Below are 17,991 nucleotides of genomic sequence, written 5' to 3' on the forward strand. Positions count from 1 at the left end.
TTTTAAGAGAATCCATTATTAATTAAAAGTCTGCTGATACATATTGAAATAAAGCGTAGTTTTGTAATTATGCCAAGTTCAGGACTTCATATGAAAACTTATAAAAGTGTCATTACGATGCTTATATTGGTGTTTTCGTTGTCTCCATGCTCAGTCAAAAGAAATGTCCTTGATATTTTTGACATTCAGTACATCAGCGGGCTTAATAAGGTAAAAACAACCTCATCGCTCTCTTTCAGCTGTGATACAGCTTTTGCTTCTTCAGAAACTGCCGTTTCAAAAACCAAAATTCAAAACCATTACCATAAGTTTTTATCTGGTTTTAATTCAGCTGCAGCCAATCTTTTTGAAGAAAAATCTTTTCTCAATAACTATTGCGGGCATTCTGCCGGGAACAGCCCTCCGAAATATATTCTGTTTAAAAGACTTAGACTTCATCTGGTTTAAACTTTTTTTAGTCAGATTATAAAAAACAGTTTTTTACAACACAATATTAATTTCAATGAAACATACCTTAAACAGCCAGTCTTCAGACATGGCCGGATTATATACTTTATCCCTCCGTATGGTTATCGGATGGACCTACTTTTCAGCGTTCTGGCGCCGGCTTATCCTTGAAAACAAACTTATTCCTGATGAAAAGGGATATATCGGGGAAAAATTCAACCATTTTTTACCCAATGCACTCGGAATAAAACCTGTTATTGAATATCTGGTGACTCATCCTGATGTTTTACAACGCTCCATGATGATTTTTACCATTATTGAGGCAATTGTCGGATTATTCATCATCCTCGGTTTATTTACCCGGCTGATGAGTATTGGCATTTTCAGCCTTGCTCTCGGGATTTTATTAGGTTCCGGCTGGCTGGGAACAACCTGCCTTGACGAGTGGCAGATTGGTGTACTGGGCGTAGCCGGTGGATTTGTCATGTTTCTCACAGGAAGTGGTCCTTATTCTCTGGATCATTATTTTAAGAAAAACAACAAAAAATTCACTCAAAAAAAATGGTTCCAATGGCTTGGCTCAGGAAATTTTCCTGTGTCAGATCCAAAGGGTTTTGTACTGGCAGGCTCACTCATCATATTGGGGTTAACTCTTTTTACCAATCAGTATTTTCATGGAGGTGTGTGGGGAACACTTCACAATAAATCGGTAAAACCCAAGCTTGAAATTTCAAAAATCTCTCATCAGCACTCAAAGTTAACATTTGAAGTTTACAGGACGGAAGGTGCTGATGTGTATGGCTCTTTTCTGATAGGGATTCATATCCTCGACAAAAACGGAAAGATTTTAAAGGAACTGGATCATAAAGAACTTGCCGGAATTCCTAAAGAGGATATTCAGAATCATCATGTTGCCAAAGTGAAACCAGGAAAGCACAGTCTGGTAATTCCATTAGGAGCAAAAGCAGATGTGACACTGAATATTGATGATATTTTTCAAAAAAATGATATCCACAGTCTGAAACTGATTGATGTGAGTGGTATTGAATGGATAGAAAAGATTGATTAGCGATGCGGGGTGCGAGACACGGGTTTCATGTTTAGGCTGAAACCTATCCTTGATTTAGTATACAGAAAGCGGACTAAGGTCCGCTCTTATTGAATTTCCAGGTACTATTTATGTTGGAAGCTATTTCTCAGAAACTATGACATGATAGGTGCACTTGCTGTCCGGATCAAGTCTGAGTACTTTTATATCCAATAAAACATCCAGCCCCATGGTGTCGCAAACGCCCTGTATAAAAGGTTTTATGACTGGCCAATTCAACAGACCTGCAATTTGCAGGCTATGGGTGATTTTGTGGTAACGGTCTACTCCTTTAATAAGCAATTCGCATTTGTAGTCATTTAATTCTTTAAATTCAAAATTGTATTCGGGACTGGATGTAAAAACTCCTCCCATCAATATTTTTGCAACAGCCGGAATTCCAGGCTGCAGATTGGGTTTTGTTTCAAGATTCCTCAGTGTCATTCTTGATCCCAGATCGTACATAAAAGTACTGGAAATCTGTTCAATAGCTTCAGGTCCGTAAAGTTTCCCGATCTGTTTGAGCATACCTCCGTAAAAAGCCCCTGTAATATCAGAGAGGCGCTGGGTAAGCTCTGTGAAAGTTCCGGGAAAGAAATCTGCAATAAGCTGAGCCTGATTCATTTCAGGGAGATAGATATCATTTTTTCTGAAATCTGATAATGCCGCGTAAGTTTCCGGCAGTTGAATTTGATTCATATATAATAAGTTATTAGTGACTTGAGATCATGATTTAGCTAAATAATAAAACGGAATACATTACTTCATACCGTTTTCGGATATTGGGAAATTGCCTTTATGAACTATAAAAAGCAAGTGAAGGGCAGTCAGGTCTGTCAGTTCAATAACCGGAAATCAGATAAAGTGTGACACAGCATTCCGGCAAATCCTTTTTGAATGGATTATTAAAAGGTGAGGGAATTTATTCATATTTTTTTCATTTGGTGATGTAAAGCTAGAAAAAATAAATAAACTCTCCAATAAGTGATATTATTTTTTATTTAACAAAATGAAAACAGAAAGTATTGTTTATTATCATGTTAAGGCAGATACAAAAAAAAAAAAAGACCTTCGAAATTCCGAAGGTCTTTTTTAAAATCTAGTGCATGGCTTCACTCAAATCTATTTTTTCTTTGCTCTTTCTTTCTTTTACCAGTAAGATAAACGGAATACATATCAGGAATACGATTCCGAGGTAAAGAAATACATCCATATAAGATAAAACAGTGGCCTGTTTTGTTACGGATAAGTCGAGCATTTTATATGCGGCATTCATTGCTGCATCAGGAGTCATCCCTTTCGCTATGAAATTGGCCTTCAATGCTGCCAGTCTTTGCTGAACATCAAAACTGTTTTCGTCCAGGTGGGAAATTAAGTTATTTCTGTACTTCTGTCCTGCATTGGCAATAAAGGTCGTGATCGCCGCAATCCCAAAAGATCCTCCCAGCTGTCTCATCATCCCTGTAAAGGCTGCTCCCTGACCAATCTCCTGCCCTTTTAGTGTACTTAATGACAAAGAGGTAATAGGAATAAATAATAATCCCAGACCTGCTCCTCTTACAATCAGCATCCAGAAGAAGGCATCTTTACTGGTATCCGGTGTCAGAATTTTGTATCCCCAGAAACTGTAAACGAAGAAGATAAAGAGCCCTAATGAAACCAGGATCTGCTGTTTTGCTCCTTTTGCCAGTAGTCTCCCGATGATAGGCATCATAAAGGCTGTCGTTAATGCGGCCGGAATCATCAACGCACCTGACTGAAGGGCTGTCCATCCCAAAATACTCTGGGTATACAAAGGAACAATGAATGTAGAACCATACAATCCGAATCCAAGAACGAATGACATCATAGTCCCGATCCTCAGGTTGCTGTTTTTAAGCACTCTGAGCTCAACAATCGGGTACTTGAAGGTAAGTTCCCGCCAAAGGAAGAGTATAAATCCTAAAATTGCTGCTACAGTAAAGGCCACGATCATTCCACTTTCAAACCAGTCTTCTTCATGTCCTCTTTCCAGAATAAACTGTAATGAGCCTACTGTAACTGCCAGCAGAGCAATTCCAAGCCAGTCAACATCTGAAGCTTTACGTTTTTCTGCATATTTCGGGCTTCTTACAAACTGAAGCGTCATCAGCGTTGCCGCAATTCCAATCGGAATATTAATATAGAAAATATAGGGCCAGCTGAAGTTATCAACAATATATCCTCCAAGAGGCGGCCCTAGTGTAGGACCGATAATTACCCCAAGGCCGTAAATAGCCTGAGCCATACTTCTTTTTTCAATCGGATACGATTCCGTAATAATCGTTTGTGATGTTACCAGTAAGGCTCCACCCCCGATTCCCTGCATCAATCTGAAGAACACGAGTTCCCAGATATTGGTCGCATTTCCACATAAGAATGAAAATACGGTGAATATAATGATGGATGCCGCAAAGTAATTTCTACGCCCAAACTGCTGTGAAAGCCAGCTCGTCATCGGAACTATGATAACGTTCCCGATGGCATACGCTGTAATCACCCACCCTACTTCTGAAAGCGTAGCTCCAAGATTCCCCTTCATTTCATTCAAGGCAACATTGACAATCGTGGAGTCTACAATTTCAAGAAGGGCACAAAGGATGGCTGTAATCGTAATGATTACTCTCCGCGCTCCATATTCTACTAATGAATCTTGCATAAGTTTTTTTCGATGTGAAAAATCAATGGCGAATTTTGCTTCGCAGGTGAATGGTGAATTGTAAAGCCTGCCGTTTAATTGACAGCAAAGCTGATTCACTATTGACAACGAAGTTCATTGACTTTTAACAATTTTAAATGTTATTTCAAAGCAACTTCTGCCTTCACGTTCATTCCTGTTCTTAATCTTTTGGCAATATTCTTGTCAAGATTTACAAAATCAATTTTTACAGGAAGTCTCTGAACTACTTTTACGAAGTTACCACTCGCATTATCGGGAGGAAGAATAGAGAAAGTAGCTCCTGTAGCGGGAGAGAATGAGCTTACCACTCCTTCAAATTCCTGATCAGGAAAAGCATCAATCTCAATTTTTACTTTCTGGCCTTCTACCATTTTGTCTACCTGTGTTTCTTTAAAGTTGGCCACCACCCATTTCTGGTCGTTTTTAACCAAAGCAAACAACTGAGCTCCTGCCTGCAGATACTGACCTGCCTGTGTAGGTACTTTTCCAACGTATCCGTCTTCAGGGGCAAGGATTACCGTATATGACAAATTCAGTTTTGCATTTTCTACATCTACTTCTCTTTGTTTAGCAACAGAACCTGCCACGCTGATTTGTTGTGAGCTGGCAGCCGTCTGAGAAGAAGCGATGTGAGTTTGCTGAGCAATTTGGTTTCTCTGATCCACTAAAACCTGCAACTGTCTGTCTGCAGATTGTTTTGCTGCCAAAGCCTGCTCATACTGCTGTTCCGTAATAGAGTGGTCTTTTACAAGATTAGCATATCTCTTCAGATCCTGAGAAGTTTTCCATACATTTACTTTTGCAGCTTCAATCTGAGCATTAGCCGTTACTACTGCTGCTTCTGAAGAACCTATATTTTTTGAAGTTGCTGTTGTAGTAGCTTCTGCATTTGAAATATTGCTTCTGGCTGTAGATAAAGCTGCCTGAGCCTGTTCCAGAGCCATTTTCTGATCCCTGTTATCCAAAATCACCAAGGTATCTCCTTTCTTCACAAACTGGTTGTCTTTTACTTTTACCTGAGCTACATATCCGGAGATTTTAGAAATTACCGGTGCCATATTGGAAGCAATCTGAGCATCATCAGTCTCTTCGTGATACTGTCCGTAAGTAAAGGCTCTGTAACCGTAAATCCCTCCTCCGATTACTACTGCCGCTAAAATGATAGGAAAAACTAAACTTTTTTTCTTTTTAGGTTCAGCTGCCTGTGTATTATTATTTTCCATTTTGGTTTCGATCTGATTATTTAATTGTTAAAGTTCCTGTTGTCTGTAATAGTTTTCTGTATGCCAGTGCAGCATCTGCCTTAGCATTGATCACGCCAACATTGGCCGCAATCTGAGCTGCGTCTGCATCCAGCAATTCAGTCATGGTTGCCAAACCGTTGTCGTATTTATTTTTGGTAATTCTGTAATTTTCATTAGCCTGTTCCGCCGATTTTTCAAAAACAGCAATTCTCTTTTTCGAATAGTCTGTGTTCTGATATTCTCTGTTGACATCAAGCTTAATGTTATCATTCAGTAATTCATCAGTAGCGGCAAGCTGCTTTTCTCTCGCCTGCGATTGTCTCAATGAAGAATTTTCTTTCCAAAGATTGGACAGGTTATAAGAAACCCCGACTCCTACATTGATGGCATTGTATACGGTAAGAAACTTAGGGATATCAGCTGCTACATAACCTCCTGTAAATGCAATGGAAGGAAGATTTTCTGCTTTTGCTGCCTTCGAACCTAATTCCGCCGCTTTTCTCTGTTGTGCCAGAGCCTGTAAATCTTTACGGTTTTCTCTGGCTTCATTAACATAATAATCAACAGGTTTTACATCTGTTCCTTCTTCAATATAATTTTCATCTACTGCCAGTTCCGTCGTTTCAGGAAGACCAAGCAGTAAATCCATATTGATGTTGGCAATATTGTAGTTATTTTTGGCTTCCAACAGCTGAAGTTCAATATTTGAAGTCTGAAGATTTGCCTTTAATCTGTCATTTCTTGCAATCAACCCATTGTTTTCCATTTTAAGGAAGGTTTCATCTCTTTTTTGAGAAGCGGCAAGATTTTCTTCAAAAACCTTGATGGACTGGTTGGCTTTAAACAGGTTATTATAAGCCTGGGCAACGTTATAAGCAATGGCAATTTTATCATTCTCAGTGCTTAATTTAGAAGCTTCTACCAGATATTTTGCTGACTGAATTCCATATTTGATTCTTCCACCGCTGTAAATGGGAACGCTAAGATTAGCAGAACCGTAAACTACCTGATGTATTTCAGGTCCGCCAGCTCCTCCTGCAAGACCAGGAAGTTTGATATCAACATTCGGTTTTATCGGAAGGTACATATAGCTACCTGACACCTTCAATTCCGGCAGTTGTCTGTTTTTAGCCTCCAAAAGATCAGCTGTAGCCTCTTCGATCTTGGCTGCATCGATCTTGAGATTCTTGCTGTTCTGGATTCCCAGCTGCACGGCCTCGTCAAGAGTAAGTGTTCTTTTCTCCTGAGCATTTGCATTTGCTATTCCTACGAATAGTGATAATGCAATCACTGAGTTATTTATTCTCTTCATAACCTAAAAGGTCTTTTAGTAAATATTTAATATGTTTATTAAGTTCTGTGTAGTATTTTTCATCAAAAGCTTCTTCATCTTCTGTTTCATTCAGAAACTCTTTATACATTTCTTTTGCATTGAATGCATAAAACAAGGTTCCGCTTACGGTAGAATGAAGGAGATAAATAGGTGGATTTTTGGTGAAAATTCCATTTTTAAGACCACTTTCCAATATTTGCGAATACATAGAAAGGAATCCCATTTTGGTCTGCTTCAAAAATTCTATAATCTGAGGATTCTTGGTATGCAGCTGCTCTCTCTGCATAATCCTGTAGAAGCATTTTTGAGTCCGGATCTTGTGAGAAAACTGATCGATGACTCTTTCAATCTTTTGCCAATCGTTGATGTCAGTTCTTCCCAAAAGGTCTTTTGAGAAAAACTGACCTTCATTCATTCTGTATTCCACTAATTTCTCATAAAGTTTTTCCTTAGAGCCAAAATAATATGAGATCATAGAGATGTTTACATTCGCCGCCTTTGCAATTTCCCGGGTGGAAGTTCCTTCGAATCCCTGTTCTGCAAAGAGCTTCTCGGCAGCGAATAATATATTTTCTTCTTTTGAAATCATGTTAGTGTTCATTTTTCAGGGCGCAAATGTACACAAGTTTTCATTCAAATCAAACGATTGATTGATTTTTTAATATAGATTTAATTTATTGCAAAGAAAAGACGGTTTCTATAATATATGCTGAAAGCGCAGGAAAGGCACTTTTTAATTTAAAAGAGTTTATTTTGAATTAATATTCGGGAAAACCTGAACAATAATTTTAATATTTTCAGAATGCATTCAATTGAAGTAAACGTAAAAATATAAGGAAAATAGAGCTGAAATAATAATCTGTTCAGGACAAAAACAAAAACTCCGGGATTTACCGGAGTTATTTATGTGCTTTTATGAATATATCTTGATAATTTTATTCCCAGGTCGGTCCAGACGATTTTTGGGTTTCCGTTTCTGGTCAGGTGCAGATCAGCAGTATTGATTTCTTCTAAAATGCTCTCAATATTGGCTCCGCTGATAAATTTTGAAAAACCGGCCCAATTGAAACCGTTCGCATTGATCTTTTTGTAGACCAGATTTTCAGATTGATAGTTCTGAAGCAATGCCAGTCTGAAAATCTCAGAACAGTAATTAAGAAAATTTTTCTGTTTTTCCCTGTTCCACCCTGCAATTTCCCTTGCCCATAAAATAATACTTCTGAGATATTCCGGTTTCTTTTTTACCATAAATGCATCTCTTACCCATTGTACAAAAAGCTTTTCAAACTCATTGCTTTTGTCTCCTGAGTTCAGAAGCTTAATGGCGTCATTGAGGTCTCCCTGTGCCTCATGAACAATTTCTCTTACCTTATCTTCGGAAACAGAAAAGTTCTTTTTAAGGTAGTTTTCAATATCCTCATCATTAATTCTCGGGATCTCTACAATCTGTGTCCTGGAAAGAATGGTAGGAAGAATATCATTGGTACTTTCGGCCGTAAGCAGAATGACCGTTTTTGCGGGTGGTTCCTCTAAAAATTTCAAAAATTTATTGGAAGCCGCGATATTCATTTTATCTGCTCTCCAGACAATAAGAATTTTAGTTCCGCCTTCAAAACTTTTTAAAGAAAATTTCTGGTTCTGATCATCCACTTCATCGGCAGAAATAAATAACTGTTTATTTTCTGATTCTAAAAAAGCGGTCCAGTCGTCGTAGCTTGCATAAGGAGAAGCCAGGATCATTTCTCTGAACTCATCAAATTTATTTTTGCTTAATGAGTTTTTATTATCCGTAAAAACCGGAAAGCTGAAATGCAGATCCAGGTGATTGAGGTGCTCAACCTTTGCGGCAGCATGTTCATTTTCCTGGCTGAAAATTTCCCGTGCATAGGCCAATACCATAGGCAATGTTCCGTATCCTTCTTTTCCTACAAAAAGTTGGGCATGGCTCACTCTGTTTTCAGCAATGCTTTCTCTAAGAAGTTTTTTCAGATTCGTCTGTCCGGCGATGTTCTCCCAATTCATGTTTCAAAGATAAAAAATCTTATTTCATTTCATAAAATTAAGTCTGCTTAAAATGTATGAATGCAGATTAAAATTATGAAAGGGCTTTATATCTGATTGTATTATAGGTGATATCAATAATATGATGAGAGTTAAATTTAAAATTGGATTTTACAATTTAATGTCAGGCGATACATTTACAAAGTGTATTTTTATTGCTGAAAATTTGCATTTTTCTTTTAAAGGAAAGCCCTTAACAAACTTTAACCACATATAATTTTTACAATTCATTAATATTTAAGATATTTGCGCATTGTTTTAAAAATCAAGAATGAAAAAAATCTTTGTAGTATCATTCATATCAGTTGGATATTTTCTGAACGCACAGAGTCTAAGCAACTCTCCTTATGCAACTTATGGAATTGGAGATGTGAAATATGATAATACGATCGAAACTGCTTCTATGGGAGGTATATCTACTGCTTTTATAAGTGATTTTACCAGTAGTTTCAATTTTGCCAACCCGGCAAACAACGCCAATTTTGAACTTACGAGTATCAGACTGGAAGCTACCAACGAAAACAATTATTTCAAATCGAACTATAACGATATGAAATCTACAAAGCATTCTACGTATCTTTCCAATATTTCGATTGCATTTCCATTATCTTCAAAAGTGAAAATGGGGATCTCTTATCAGCCTTACAGTTCTAAAAGCTACGACATCGTAACGGAACAGTTTACAGAAGATAAAACTCCTCTTTACAAAAACAGCTTTAAAGGAAGCGGAACTTTAAATACGGCTCAGCTTGCTGTGTCTTATAAAATCAATCAGGAATTATCCGTAGGAGCAAAAGCCAATCTTTATTTCGGAGACCTTAACGACCTTAATGAATTCCGTGCTTACAACAGTAACCTTGGGACTTATGTAGGTGAATATGTTAATGGTTATGAGACTAAAAACAGAGTCAGAAACTTTAATTTTACACTGGGTACAAGCTACCAGACTTTAAATACACGTACTGATAAGAAGTTCACATTGGGAGCTACTGCTACTTTTGGGAATACCAGTAATATGACGACACAGTACGTCAACAGTACCTACAGATACTCTGATGCTCAGGAAACCACCAAGCTTAGCGGATCGGAAACCATTGTTGAGGAAAAAGAAACAAAATCCAAAAACCTTCTTCCGTTACAGGCTTCATTAGGGGTTGGATATGGTAGTGAAAACCATTGGTTTGTATCAGGACAGCTTGACTATAAAAAAGGAGAAGACATCTCTTATTTCGGTAAAACTTTTGATTTCCAGGACACTTACAGAATTTCTGCCGGTGGATGGTATCTTCCTAACTATAATAACTTCAGAAACTACTTCTCAAGGGTGATCTACCGATATGGAGCGTTCTATGAGAGAGGAAACCTTAAGCTGGAAGGAAACAGCATTAATAAATTCGGTATTTCTGCCGGGGTAATGTTACCGTTCAAGAACAGCAGTATCACAAGAATGAGTGGTCTTGAAATCGGATTGGAAGTGGGTAAAAGAGGAACTCTTAAAAACAACCTGATCAACCAGAACTTCGTCAACCTGAGAATCGGCTTTAATTTCGCTGATAAATGGTTCAGAAAGACTCTTTATAACTAAGATGAATTTTTCAGAAAAAATATCATATAAAAATATAGCATGCCTTTTTAGTTGTGCTATATTTTTTATATTGACATCCTGTGAGGAGGATCTTACCAAAAGAAATGGCAACCAAAGCAAAAACTTCCCTTCACAGATCATCAACAACGCCAATATTATACAGCGTGACTCCGGCTTTGTGACTTTAAAAGCCAAAGCACCCATCATTGAAAAATACGAACTGATCGACAGCCCCTATGTGGTAGCCAGAAAAGGAATTGACATTGAGTTTTTTGATAAAAAGAAACCTAAGGTTCCGGGAAGAATTACCGCTAAATATGCCCGTATTTTTGAATATAAAAAGTTCTACGAAGCCAAAGGTGATGTAAGGATAAAAACCAATGAAGGGCAGAGATTTGCCATGCAGAGTATTTATTGGGATCAGAAAAGAAACAGAATCTACACCAAAGATACAGTTTATGTTACCATGGAAGATGGCTCTACCTTGGTAGGTGCCAATGGAATGACAGCCAAAGATGACTTTTCCGAATATACATTCTATAACAATTCCGGAGATTTCAGTTCAAAAAGAATTTCTGAAAATAAAAAATAAATCCAAAAAGAATGAAAGCTGTGGCTATTGGACTGATGTCCGGGACAAGTCTGGATGGTCTGGATATCTGTCTTGCTGAATTCGAAAAGCAGGACACATGGACTTTTAAAATCCTGAAAGCCGAAACACTCTCCTATTCTGAGGATTGGGAAACCCAACTTAGAAACTCCATTCATCTTTCGTCCGAAGATTTGCTGGAACTGCATTCAGCGTATGGTTTTTATCTCGGGCAGCAGGTTAAAGCATTTATTCATCAGCATCAGCTTGAAAATATCGACCTGATTGCCTCTCATGGGCATACCGTTTTTCATCAGCCTAAAAGAAAATTCACCCTGCAGATCGGTGACGGCAGAGCCATAAAGCTGGAAACCGGGTTACCTGTTATCTATGATTTCCGAAGCCAGGATGTGTTGATGAAAGGAAACGGAGCTCCTCTGGTTCCTATAGGTGATGCATTACTTTTTTCCAAATACAGCGCCTGCCTGAATTTAGGTGGATTTTCCAATATTTCTTTACAATGCGATGGGAAAAGGATCGCTTTTGATATTGCTCCCGTGAATATTGTTTTGAACCATCTGGCCCAGCAGCTGCATAAAAATTTTGATGAAAACGGAGCACTGGCCGCACAAGGAAAGATAGATGAGACTTTACTGAATCAGCTTAACAGCCTGGATTTCTACCAGATTTCGCATCCAAAATCTTTGGGAATAGAATGGTGCCATCAACATATATTTCCACTTCTTGAAAATACTGAAGCCTTAGATGCTCTGGCCACTTTTACAGAACATGCTGCCCAGCAGATTGCCAACGTCATCAATGAATATAGTATAAAAGACATCCTTATCACCGGAGGAGGCGCTTACAACACTTTTTTAATAGAAAAAATAAGAGCGAAAACAAAGGCAGAAGTGATCATCCCTGAAAAAGAGATCATCGATTATAAAGAAGCCCTGATTTTTGCCTTCATGGGCGTTTTAAAAATGAATAACGAGATCAATGTATTGTCTTCTGCCACGGGAAGTACAGCGGATCATTGTTCGGGAGTTATTGCTTAGATATTTTCATACTTTTATTTCACCGATCAGCTCAGCCAGAGAAATGTCAAGTGCACAGGCTATAACTGAAATAGTGAAAATACTGGAAGTAACCTTTCCTTTTTCTATTTTATAGAGATACTGTCTATCCTTCCCTATCATCATAGCAAGTTCCGTTTGTGAAAGTTTTTTCTTTTCACGAAATATTCTTATACGATTACCTATTTCGACAGGTATTCTTTGCTTTAGTTCTAAGATTTTATGTTCTTCAATATATTTCACTTATACAAAGTGAAATATAAAATACTACATTTTTGTAATCTTATATTACTACATTTTTTATATTTGTAAAGCTTATCAATAAATGTTTGAAAAGATAAAAACACGACATATTTTGTCGCTATGCACATATATAGCTTTGTCATGTATAGATAAATTGAAAACAATATATTAAAATATGGGGTTTTTACGGAGTATATATTCCCCTATTAATAATAATTTTAACAAGTTAATAACACAAGCCTATGAAAAAAAATTACTTAAGTGCATTCACTTTATGCACATTCCTGAGCCTATCTGCCCAGGAAACTCTCTGGCAAAAGGATTTCAGGTCCCGTACGCAGGACTTTTTAAGCCAGATTACAACAACTATTGATCAACAATACCTTATCACCGGAAGTTCTATACAGTCTAAAAGCCAACAGCAAGGAGCCAGCGGCCAAAAGCAGAATAACGGCTACGATTTTCACTTGATTAAACTTGACCAGCAAGGGAAAGAATCCTGGGAGAAATATTTCTCAGGACAAAACCACGATTATCTGTCTGCTACTGTTACCACGCAAGATGGCGGATTTCTTTTAGCCGGAACTTCTTATTCAGGAAAAGGACTGGATAAAAAAGACGATTCCAAAGGAGGTTCAGATATCTGGCTGATCAGAATCAATGAATTTGGAGGCGAACTTTGGCAGAAAACCTTAGGAAGTTCTTCTGATGAAGAAGCCAGAGCTGTGATTCAAACGACAGATTTAGGATTCTTTGTGGCCGGTAATGTTCAAAACTCATCCAAAGGCTATGGTTCCAAAGATGTTTTGATCACAAAACTGGATAAAGACGGAAAAGAACTCTCCCAATTAATTTTAGGAGGAAAAGGGTTAGACGAAGTAGAGAAGATGATTCCAACGAGAGACGGAGGAGCTTTATTAGGAATTTATTCGAGGAGTTCCGAGGTCCGTGTTTCGGGATCTGACAAAGGTTCCGGGGTGCGAGATGCGGGTTCCGTATCAGAAGTTCAAAGCCCGAACCCCGTATCCCGTACCTCGAAACAAACTGAAAATTTCGGTGAAGGCGATTACTGGATTGTTAAGCTGGACAAAAACGGAAAAATTGAATGGGAAAAGAACTTTGGAGGGAAAGGAGATGATCATATCAGAACGCTGGCATTAACTTCAACTGGCTTTATCATTGGCGGAGAATCCAGATCAGAAAGGTCAGGAAATAAAACCGTTGGATTACAAGAAGGAACAGACCTTTGGCTGATTGCTTTAAACGAAAGAGGCGATGAACAGTGGCAGAAATCTTACAATTTCAAAAACAGAGACATTTTAATGGGAATGAGTGTTCTCCACTCTGCAGATGACAAATCATCCAAAGGGATTTTATTAGGTGGTTATACTCAGGCAGAAGGAAGAATAGAAACTGATGATGAAACCTTCTGGATGCTCTATCTTGATCCAAATGGAAACGAGCAGTGGAGAAAACATGTCAAAGGTGAATCCAAAAAGAAGGAAGAAAGACTTTCCGATTTAAAGCTGAACAGAGACGGTTCTATTGTTCTGGCCGGAACCAGTGCGGAAGAGTTGGGCAAAGAAAACTGGAAGATCGTAAAGCTTGGCGACAAGCAGGTTGATCAGCTGATTGAAAAATATGATATCAAGATCTATCCAAACCCAGTGTCTGATTATGCTTATGTGGAAATAGGATTCAATGATCTCAAAGAAGCAGATATACTTTTGTATGATATGAGCGGAAGACAGCTTCAGAATATAAAAACCAAGAATAAAGTAACTAAGATTAATACCCAGGCTTTGGTGCAGGGAGCTTATCTGGTGACTGTAAAAACGGATAACAATAAAACGGCGAATGCCAAATTAATCAAGAAATAACACAAATTATGAGAAAAATAATCATTTGTGCTGGATTATTATTAGCTAATACTACTTTTGCACAAGGAACTACACCACCCAATGAAGTAGGTAAAAACGTACCAGCCATTTTCCCACCGACACCGGAATCCTTTAAATTTGGAACCTTTGGGAATATCCCGACAGGATTATTTACCGGGAGTACCAATATTGACGTTCCTCTTACTTCACTTTCATCAGGAAGTAATACGCTGCCTGTTTCGTTAAATTATTCATCCAACGGAATTAAAGTTGATGATACCAATGGCTCTGTGGGACTGGGCTGGAGATTCATAAGCGCTGGTGTGATTACAAGAGTAATAAGAGATCTTCCTGATGAGTTAAACACACAAGGAAATATTGAAACACCCAATATTGATGCATTAGGTCTGAATGATCCTGCTGTAGTAAATTATCTGACTTTATGTAAAAACGATGATTTTGATTCAGAACCTGATTTATATATGGCAAATTTTTCAGGAAAGAATTTAAAATTCATCATTAAAAAGAATGGTGAAATCGTACAGCTAGAAAAGTCAGGATGTAAAATAGACAGGGCCAATGGTGGATTTGTAATAAAAACCGAGGACGGAACAGAGTACACTTTTAATAGTATTGAAAAGGTCCGGAACTTTATGACCGATACAGGAGAACACCCTGGTGGTGCATTAACAAATGTAAGTTCATGGTACTTGTCTAAAGTAAAAAGTATTGAGAATAGAGAAATCAATATTGATTATTACGATGTTAATTTTACTGCTGTAACCGGAAAATCACAGTCGATGATTTTCACCAAGGGGAATGGTTCCTCAAAATATGGTTCTCCAACAACAAATCCAAACCAGGTATCATGTCCCGTATTTTGTAATGAAGTTCTATATTCTCTTCCTCCAAGCATGGGGCTGGTTTCGGAATCTAACCAGTCTGTTTGGGGAAAACAAATCAAAAAAATATACGATCAGGACGGTAATTATATTTTTTTTGAATATCAACAGCGAAACGAGGATTATTATTTGTTGAAGACGATTAAAAAATATGCCTCATTACAGCTGATAGAAAGTTTTGATTTAAATTATGATATTACAGCAAATGACCGGGTATTTTTAAAAAGCGTCAATGAAATCAAATCTGGCAGGAAATATTCTTTCGAGTATAATAATAGTAATAGTTTCCCTGACAAGCTCAATTTTGGCAGGGATATGTGGGGGTATTATAACGGGACTATGAACACCAGTCTGATTCCTCAGATTTATAAAGATAATGATCCATTTAAGGTTAATTATAGCGGAGCAGACCAACGTGTAAATGCATCACTCGGACAGTTAGGACTATTAAAAAAAATAATATATCCTACAGGAGGATCTACAAGTATCACCTATGAGAACCATAAAATGAGAGAACTTGTCACGATTCCTGCCCAACAGGGATCAACAGGAACAGAAACCTTTAACGACAGAAATACTTATTCAAGTTCGTCCCAAATTACAATAACCCCTGCAGTAGACGGAGTGATTCAAATAAGTGGCGGTAATGCTCTCTATGGTGAAGGTAATTGCTTTAATTCTCCTATATTAAGCAGCCAAAAACAGGCGGCTGACATCACAGTGTATGATTCGAACGGGATTGTGCTTAGAAGTGAGAGTTATTCTACGGACTCCGGAGGTGTATTTACAATAGACGGACAAAAGAATAAACCTATAACCCTCAAAGCAACAGCAAGATTTGCATGTTCTTTCGCATCTGTACATGCTACTTATTATATTTCAGAGCCTACGCAAGGCTATCAGGATCAGCTATTGGGAGGATATCGTGTTGCATCAACGACAGATGAGTCTGAGGGAAGTACTCCGGTAACTAAAACCTATGATTATGTAAATGCTGATGGATCATACTCAACTATTCAGGCGTATCAGCCGTATTTTCTGGAAGACAGAAGCAGTATTTCAGTTTGTACGGGGAGTAATTGCTTACCTCCGTTATCCTATAGCTACAGTATTTTAACTTCTACAAATGTTAACCAGTATAATTCGTTTAATCCTAATATCTTTTATAGCAGAGTGGTTGAAAACTTAGGAGCAAGGGGAAAAATTATTCATGAATTTGATACAGGTATAGACGTGTATGGGAGTATCAGCGGTGATGTGATTTCTGGAACAGCCCATTCAAACACTGCATGGAAAAGCGGAAAAGAACTTTCTCTCACTTATTTGGACGGAAATGGAAATCTGATTAAAAAAGTCGAAAATAAATATGCAGAAGATAATACAGGGATAAATACAACATTTTCTTTGGCTACAAGGAAGAAATTCGAGCTCATCGGAGGCGGTTCAGGCGGTATAGGAGAGTTTGATAATCTGGATTTTGTATTGTATAAAAATATATCTCGTTTTTCATATTTGCAAAACCAGAAAACAACCGACTACCTGAATGGAAATGCAATGAAAACTGAAGTAAACTATTTCTATAACAATCCAAATCATTACCAGTTAACATCGTCTAAAACCGAGTATCCTGATCATTCTATTTCTGAAACCACCTACAGCTACGCCCACGAGAAAAACAACCAGCTGATGATTGGTAAAAATATGGTGGGTATTCCACTGGAAACCAAAACACAGCAAACAGCGGATAATATCACCAAAGTAACCTCCCGTGAAGAAACCATCTATCCCACTGCCCTGCCTCATGCGGTTACCGGAAGCTTAGTGCTTCCCTTATCTGTAAACTCTTATGATAATTTGAGCCCTGCTGCTTCCTCTAAAGAAGTCACCTATGAGAAATACGATGAAAAAGGAAATATCCTTCAGTATAGGGAGAAAGATGGTACACCAGTAAGTATTGTCTGGGGCTATAACAAGACCAAACCGATTGCCAAAATTGTAGGCTCTACTTATAGTCAAATCGAAGGAATGATCGGTACTATCGTAGCGAAATCCAATGAAGATGCTGCCGATCCCACCAAAGAAGCTGAACTCTTGCTGGCCCTTGATGCCTTCCAGCCGGCAGGAATGGTAACCAAATATACCTATGATCCTTTGGTGGGAGTCACCACCATTACTCCACCTTCAGGAGTCAGGGAACTTTATGTCTATGATACTACCAACCGTCTGAAACAGGTTCAGGTAAGGGAAAGAGACAACACAGGAACCTACAGCTATAAAGTAGTAAAAGAATTCAAGTATAACTATAAGCCGTAAACACCAATGAAAAAAATACAACTCTTAGGTCTGCTGTTTACAGCGATGCTGACCTACGCACAAAGCACAACCGAAAACTATATACAGTCCAAAACCTGCCTGAGTGGCGATTGCAGCAAGAAAACGGAAACCATTACCTATTTTGACGGATTAGGACGGCCCAAGCAGATTGTCGCTGTAAAAGCAACTACTAGCGGAAAGGATCTGGTGACCCCAATTACCTATGATGGATTTGGAAGACAGGCTAAAGATATTCTTCCCGTTCCGGCCAGTTCGCTCAATTCGGCCATCCATACAGGGATTGTGAATGAGAGTACGGCTAATTCCTATTACAACACAGCCAATGCCTACACGGAAAAGCAGATAGAAAATTCTCCATTAGACAGGGTGCTGCAAGTGGCCCAGCCCGGTGATCCATGGAAGATGAGCGGCGGACATACCCAGAAATTTAAATATGAAACAAACCTGGGGAGTGAGGTAAAGAAATTTATCACCAATACAGTAACTACAACGGTTGGAACAGACAAAAAAAC

General features: G+C 38.2%; 15 protein-coding genes. 8 read left to right on the forward strand and 7 right to left on the reverse strand.

The annotated features are described in order from the left end of the window. Nucleotides 1-90: 90 nt before the first annotated feature. Entirely contained in the window at nt 91-447 is a 357-nt protein-coding gene (locus DEU40_RS19735) for a hypothetical protein (protein WP_146207882.1), read from the forward strand. A gap of 55 nt (nt 448-502) precedes the next feature. Then, on the forward strand, nt 503-1,516 hold the full coding sequence (locus DEU40_RS19740) for a TQO small subunit DoxD (protein ID WP_110011440.1): 1,014 nt from the start codon (nt 503-505) through the stop codon (nt 1,514-1,516). A 120-nt stretch (nt 1,517-1,636) separates the two neighbouring features. Here the strand turns inward: DEU40_RS19740 and DEU40_RS19745 are convergent, their stop codons facing one another. The 6 genes from DEU40_RS19745 to DEU40_RS19770 all read right to left on the reverse strand — a co-directional run bounded on the left by DEU40_RS19745 (nt 1,637) and on the right by DEU40_RS19770 (nt 8,831). Then, nucleotides 1,637-2,233 (reverse strand): hypothetical protein, encoded by a 597-nt coding sequence (locus DEU40_RS19745; protein ID WP_110011441.1) that lies wholly within the window; start codon nt 2,231-2,233, stop codon nt 1,637-1,639. A gap of 400 nt (nt 2,234-2,633) precedes the next feature. Next, nucleotides 2,634-4,211, reverse strand: a complete 1,578-nt coding sequence (locus DEU40_RS19750) for a DHA2 family efflux MFS transporter permease subunit (protein ID WP_062674556.1) — start codon at nt 4,209-4,211, stop codon at nt 2,634-2,636. Between the two features lie 140 nt (nt 4,212-4,351). Next, nucleotides 4,352-5,455 carry an HlyD family secretion protein gene (locus tag DEU40_RS19755; protein WP_110011442.1) on the reverse strand — a complete coding sequence of 368 codons (1,104 nt, stop codon included), beginning with the start codon at nt 5,453-5,455 and terminating at the stop codon, nt 4,352-4,354. A 16-nt stretch (nt 5,456-5,471) separates the two neighbouring features. Then, the gene (locus tag DEU40_RS19760; RefSeq protein ID WP_110011443.1) at nt 5,472-6,788 is read right to left on the reverse strand and encodes a TolC family protein; all 1,317 of its coding nucleotides are present in this window, start codon (nt 6,786-6,788) and stop codon (nt 5,472-5,474) included. Then, nucleotides 6,772-7,398, reverse strand: coding sequence for a TetR/AcrR family transcriptional regulator (locus DEU40_RS19765; RefSeq protein WP_228406572.1), 627 nt, complete (start codon nt 7,396-7,398; stop codon nt 6,772-6,774). The genes DEU40_RS19760 and DEU40_RS19765 overlap by 17 nt, the downstream gene beginning before the upstream one ends. Before the next feature lie 314 nt (nt 7,399-7,712). Continuing rightward, a complete protein-coding gene (locus DEU40_RS19770) occupies nt 7,713-8,831 on the reverse strand; it encodes an ATP-binding protein (RefSeq protein WP_110011445.1) in 1,119 nt (372 codons plus the stop codon). A 310-nt stretch (nt 8,832-9,141) separates the two neighbouring features. Here DEU40_RS19770 and DEU40_RS19775 point away from each other — a divergent pair, with 310 nt between their 5' ends. Genes DEU40_RS19775 through DEU40_RS19785 form a run of 3 tightly spaced genes read left to right on the forward strand, consistent with a single transcriptional unit; the run spans nt 9,142 to nt 12,102 of the window. Beyond that, nucleotides 9,142-10,455 carry a hypothetical protein gene (locus DEU40_RS19775; RefSeq protein WP_110011446.1) on the forward strand — a complete coding sequence of 438 codons (1,314 nt, stop codon included), beginning with the start codon at nt 9,142-9,144 and terminating at the stop codon, nt 10,453-10,455. Nucleotide 10,456: 1 nt separating this feature from the next. Beyond that, nucleotides 10,457-11,047, forward strand: a complete 591-nt coding sequence (gene lptC / locus DEU40_RS19780) for an LPS export ABC transporter periplasmic protein LptC (protein WP_110011447.1) — start codon at nt 10,457-10,459, stop codon at nt 11,045-11,047. Nucleotides 11,048-11,058: 11 nt separating this feature from the next. Then, nucleotides 11,059-12,102: an anhydro-N-acetylmuramic acid kinase gene (locus tag DEU40_RS19785; protein WP_110011448.1), complete on the forward strand. Its 1,044-nt coding sequence runs from the start codon at nt 11,059-11,061 to the stop codon at nt 12,100-12,102. Nucleotides 12,103-12,108: 6 nt separating this feature from the next. Here the strand turns inward: DEU40_RS19785 and DEU40_RS19790 are convergent, their stop codons facing one another. Further along, nucleotides 12,109-12,363 (reverse strand): helix-turn-helix domain-containing protein, encoded by a 255-nt coding sequence (locus DEU40_RS19790; protein WP_110011449.1) that lies wholly within the window; start codon nt 12,361-12,363, stop codon nt 12,109-12,111. A gap of 242 nt (nt 12,364-12,605) precedes the next feature. Between DEU40_RS19790 and DEU40_RS19795 the strand changes: the two genes are divergently transcribed. From DEU40_RS19795 to DEU40_RS19805, 3 genes are all read left to right on the forward strand, one after another. Then, nucleotides 12,606-14,243, forward strand: coding sequence for a T9SS type A sorting domain-containing protein (locus tag DEU40_RS19795; protein WP_110011450.1), 1,638 nt, complete (start codon nt 12,606-12,608; stop codon nt 14,241-14,243). An 8-nt stretch (nt 14,244-14,251) separates the two neighbouring features. Next, entirely contained in the window at nt 14,252-17,458 is a 3,207-nt protein-coding gene (locus tag DEU40_RS19800) for a hypothetical protein (RefSeq protein WP_110011451.1), read from the forward strand. Nucleotides 17,459-17,464: 6 nt separating this feature from the next. Beyond that, nucleotides 17,465-17,991, forward strand: a 527-nt coding sequence (locus tag DEU40_RS19805) for a DUF6443 domain-containing protein (RefSeq protein ID WP_228406573.1), incomplete at its 3' end; no start/stop codon positions are given.

The organism is Chryseobacterium sp. AG844, assembly GCF_003182335.1.
GTDB lineage: Bacteria > Bacteroidota > Bacteroidia > Flavobacteriales > Weeksellaceae > Chryseobacterium > Chryseobacterium cupriresistens.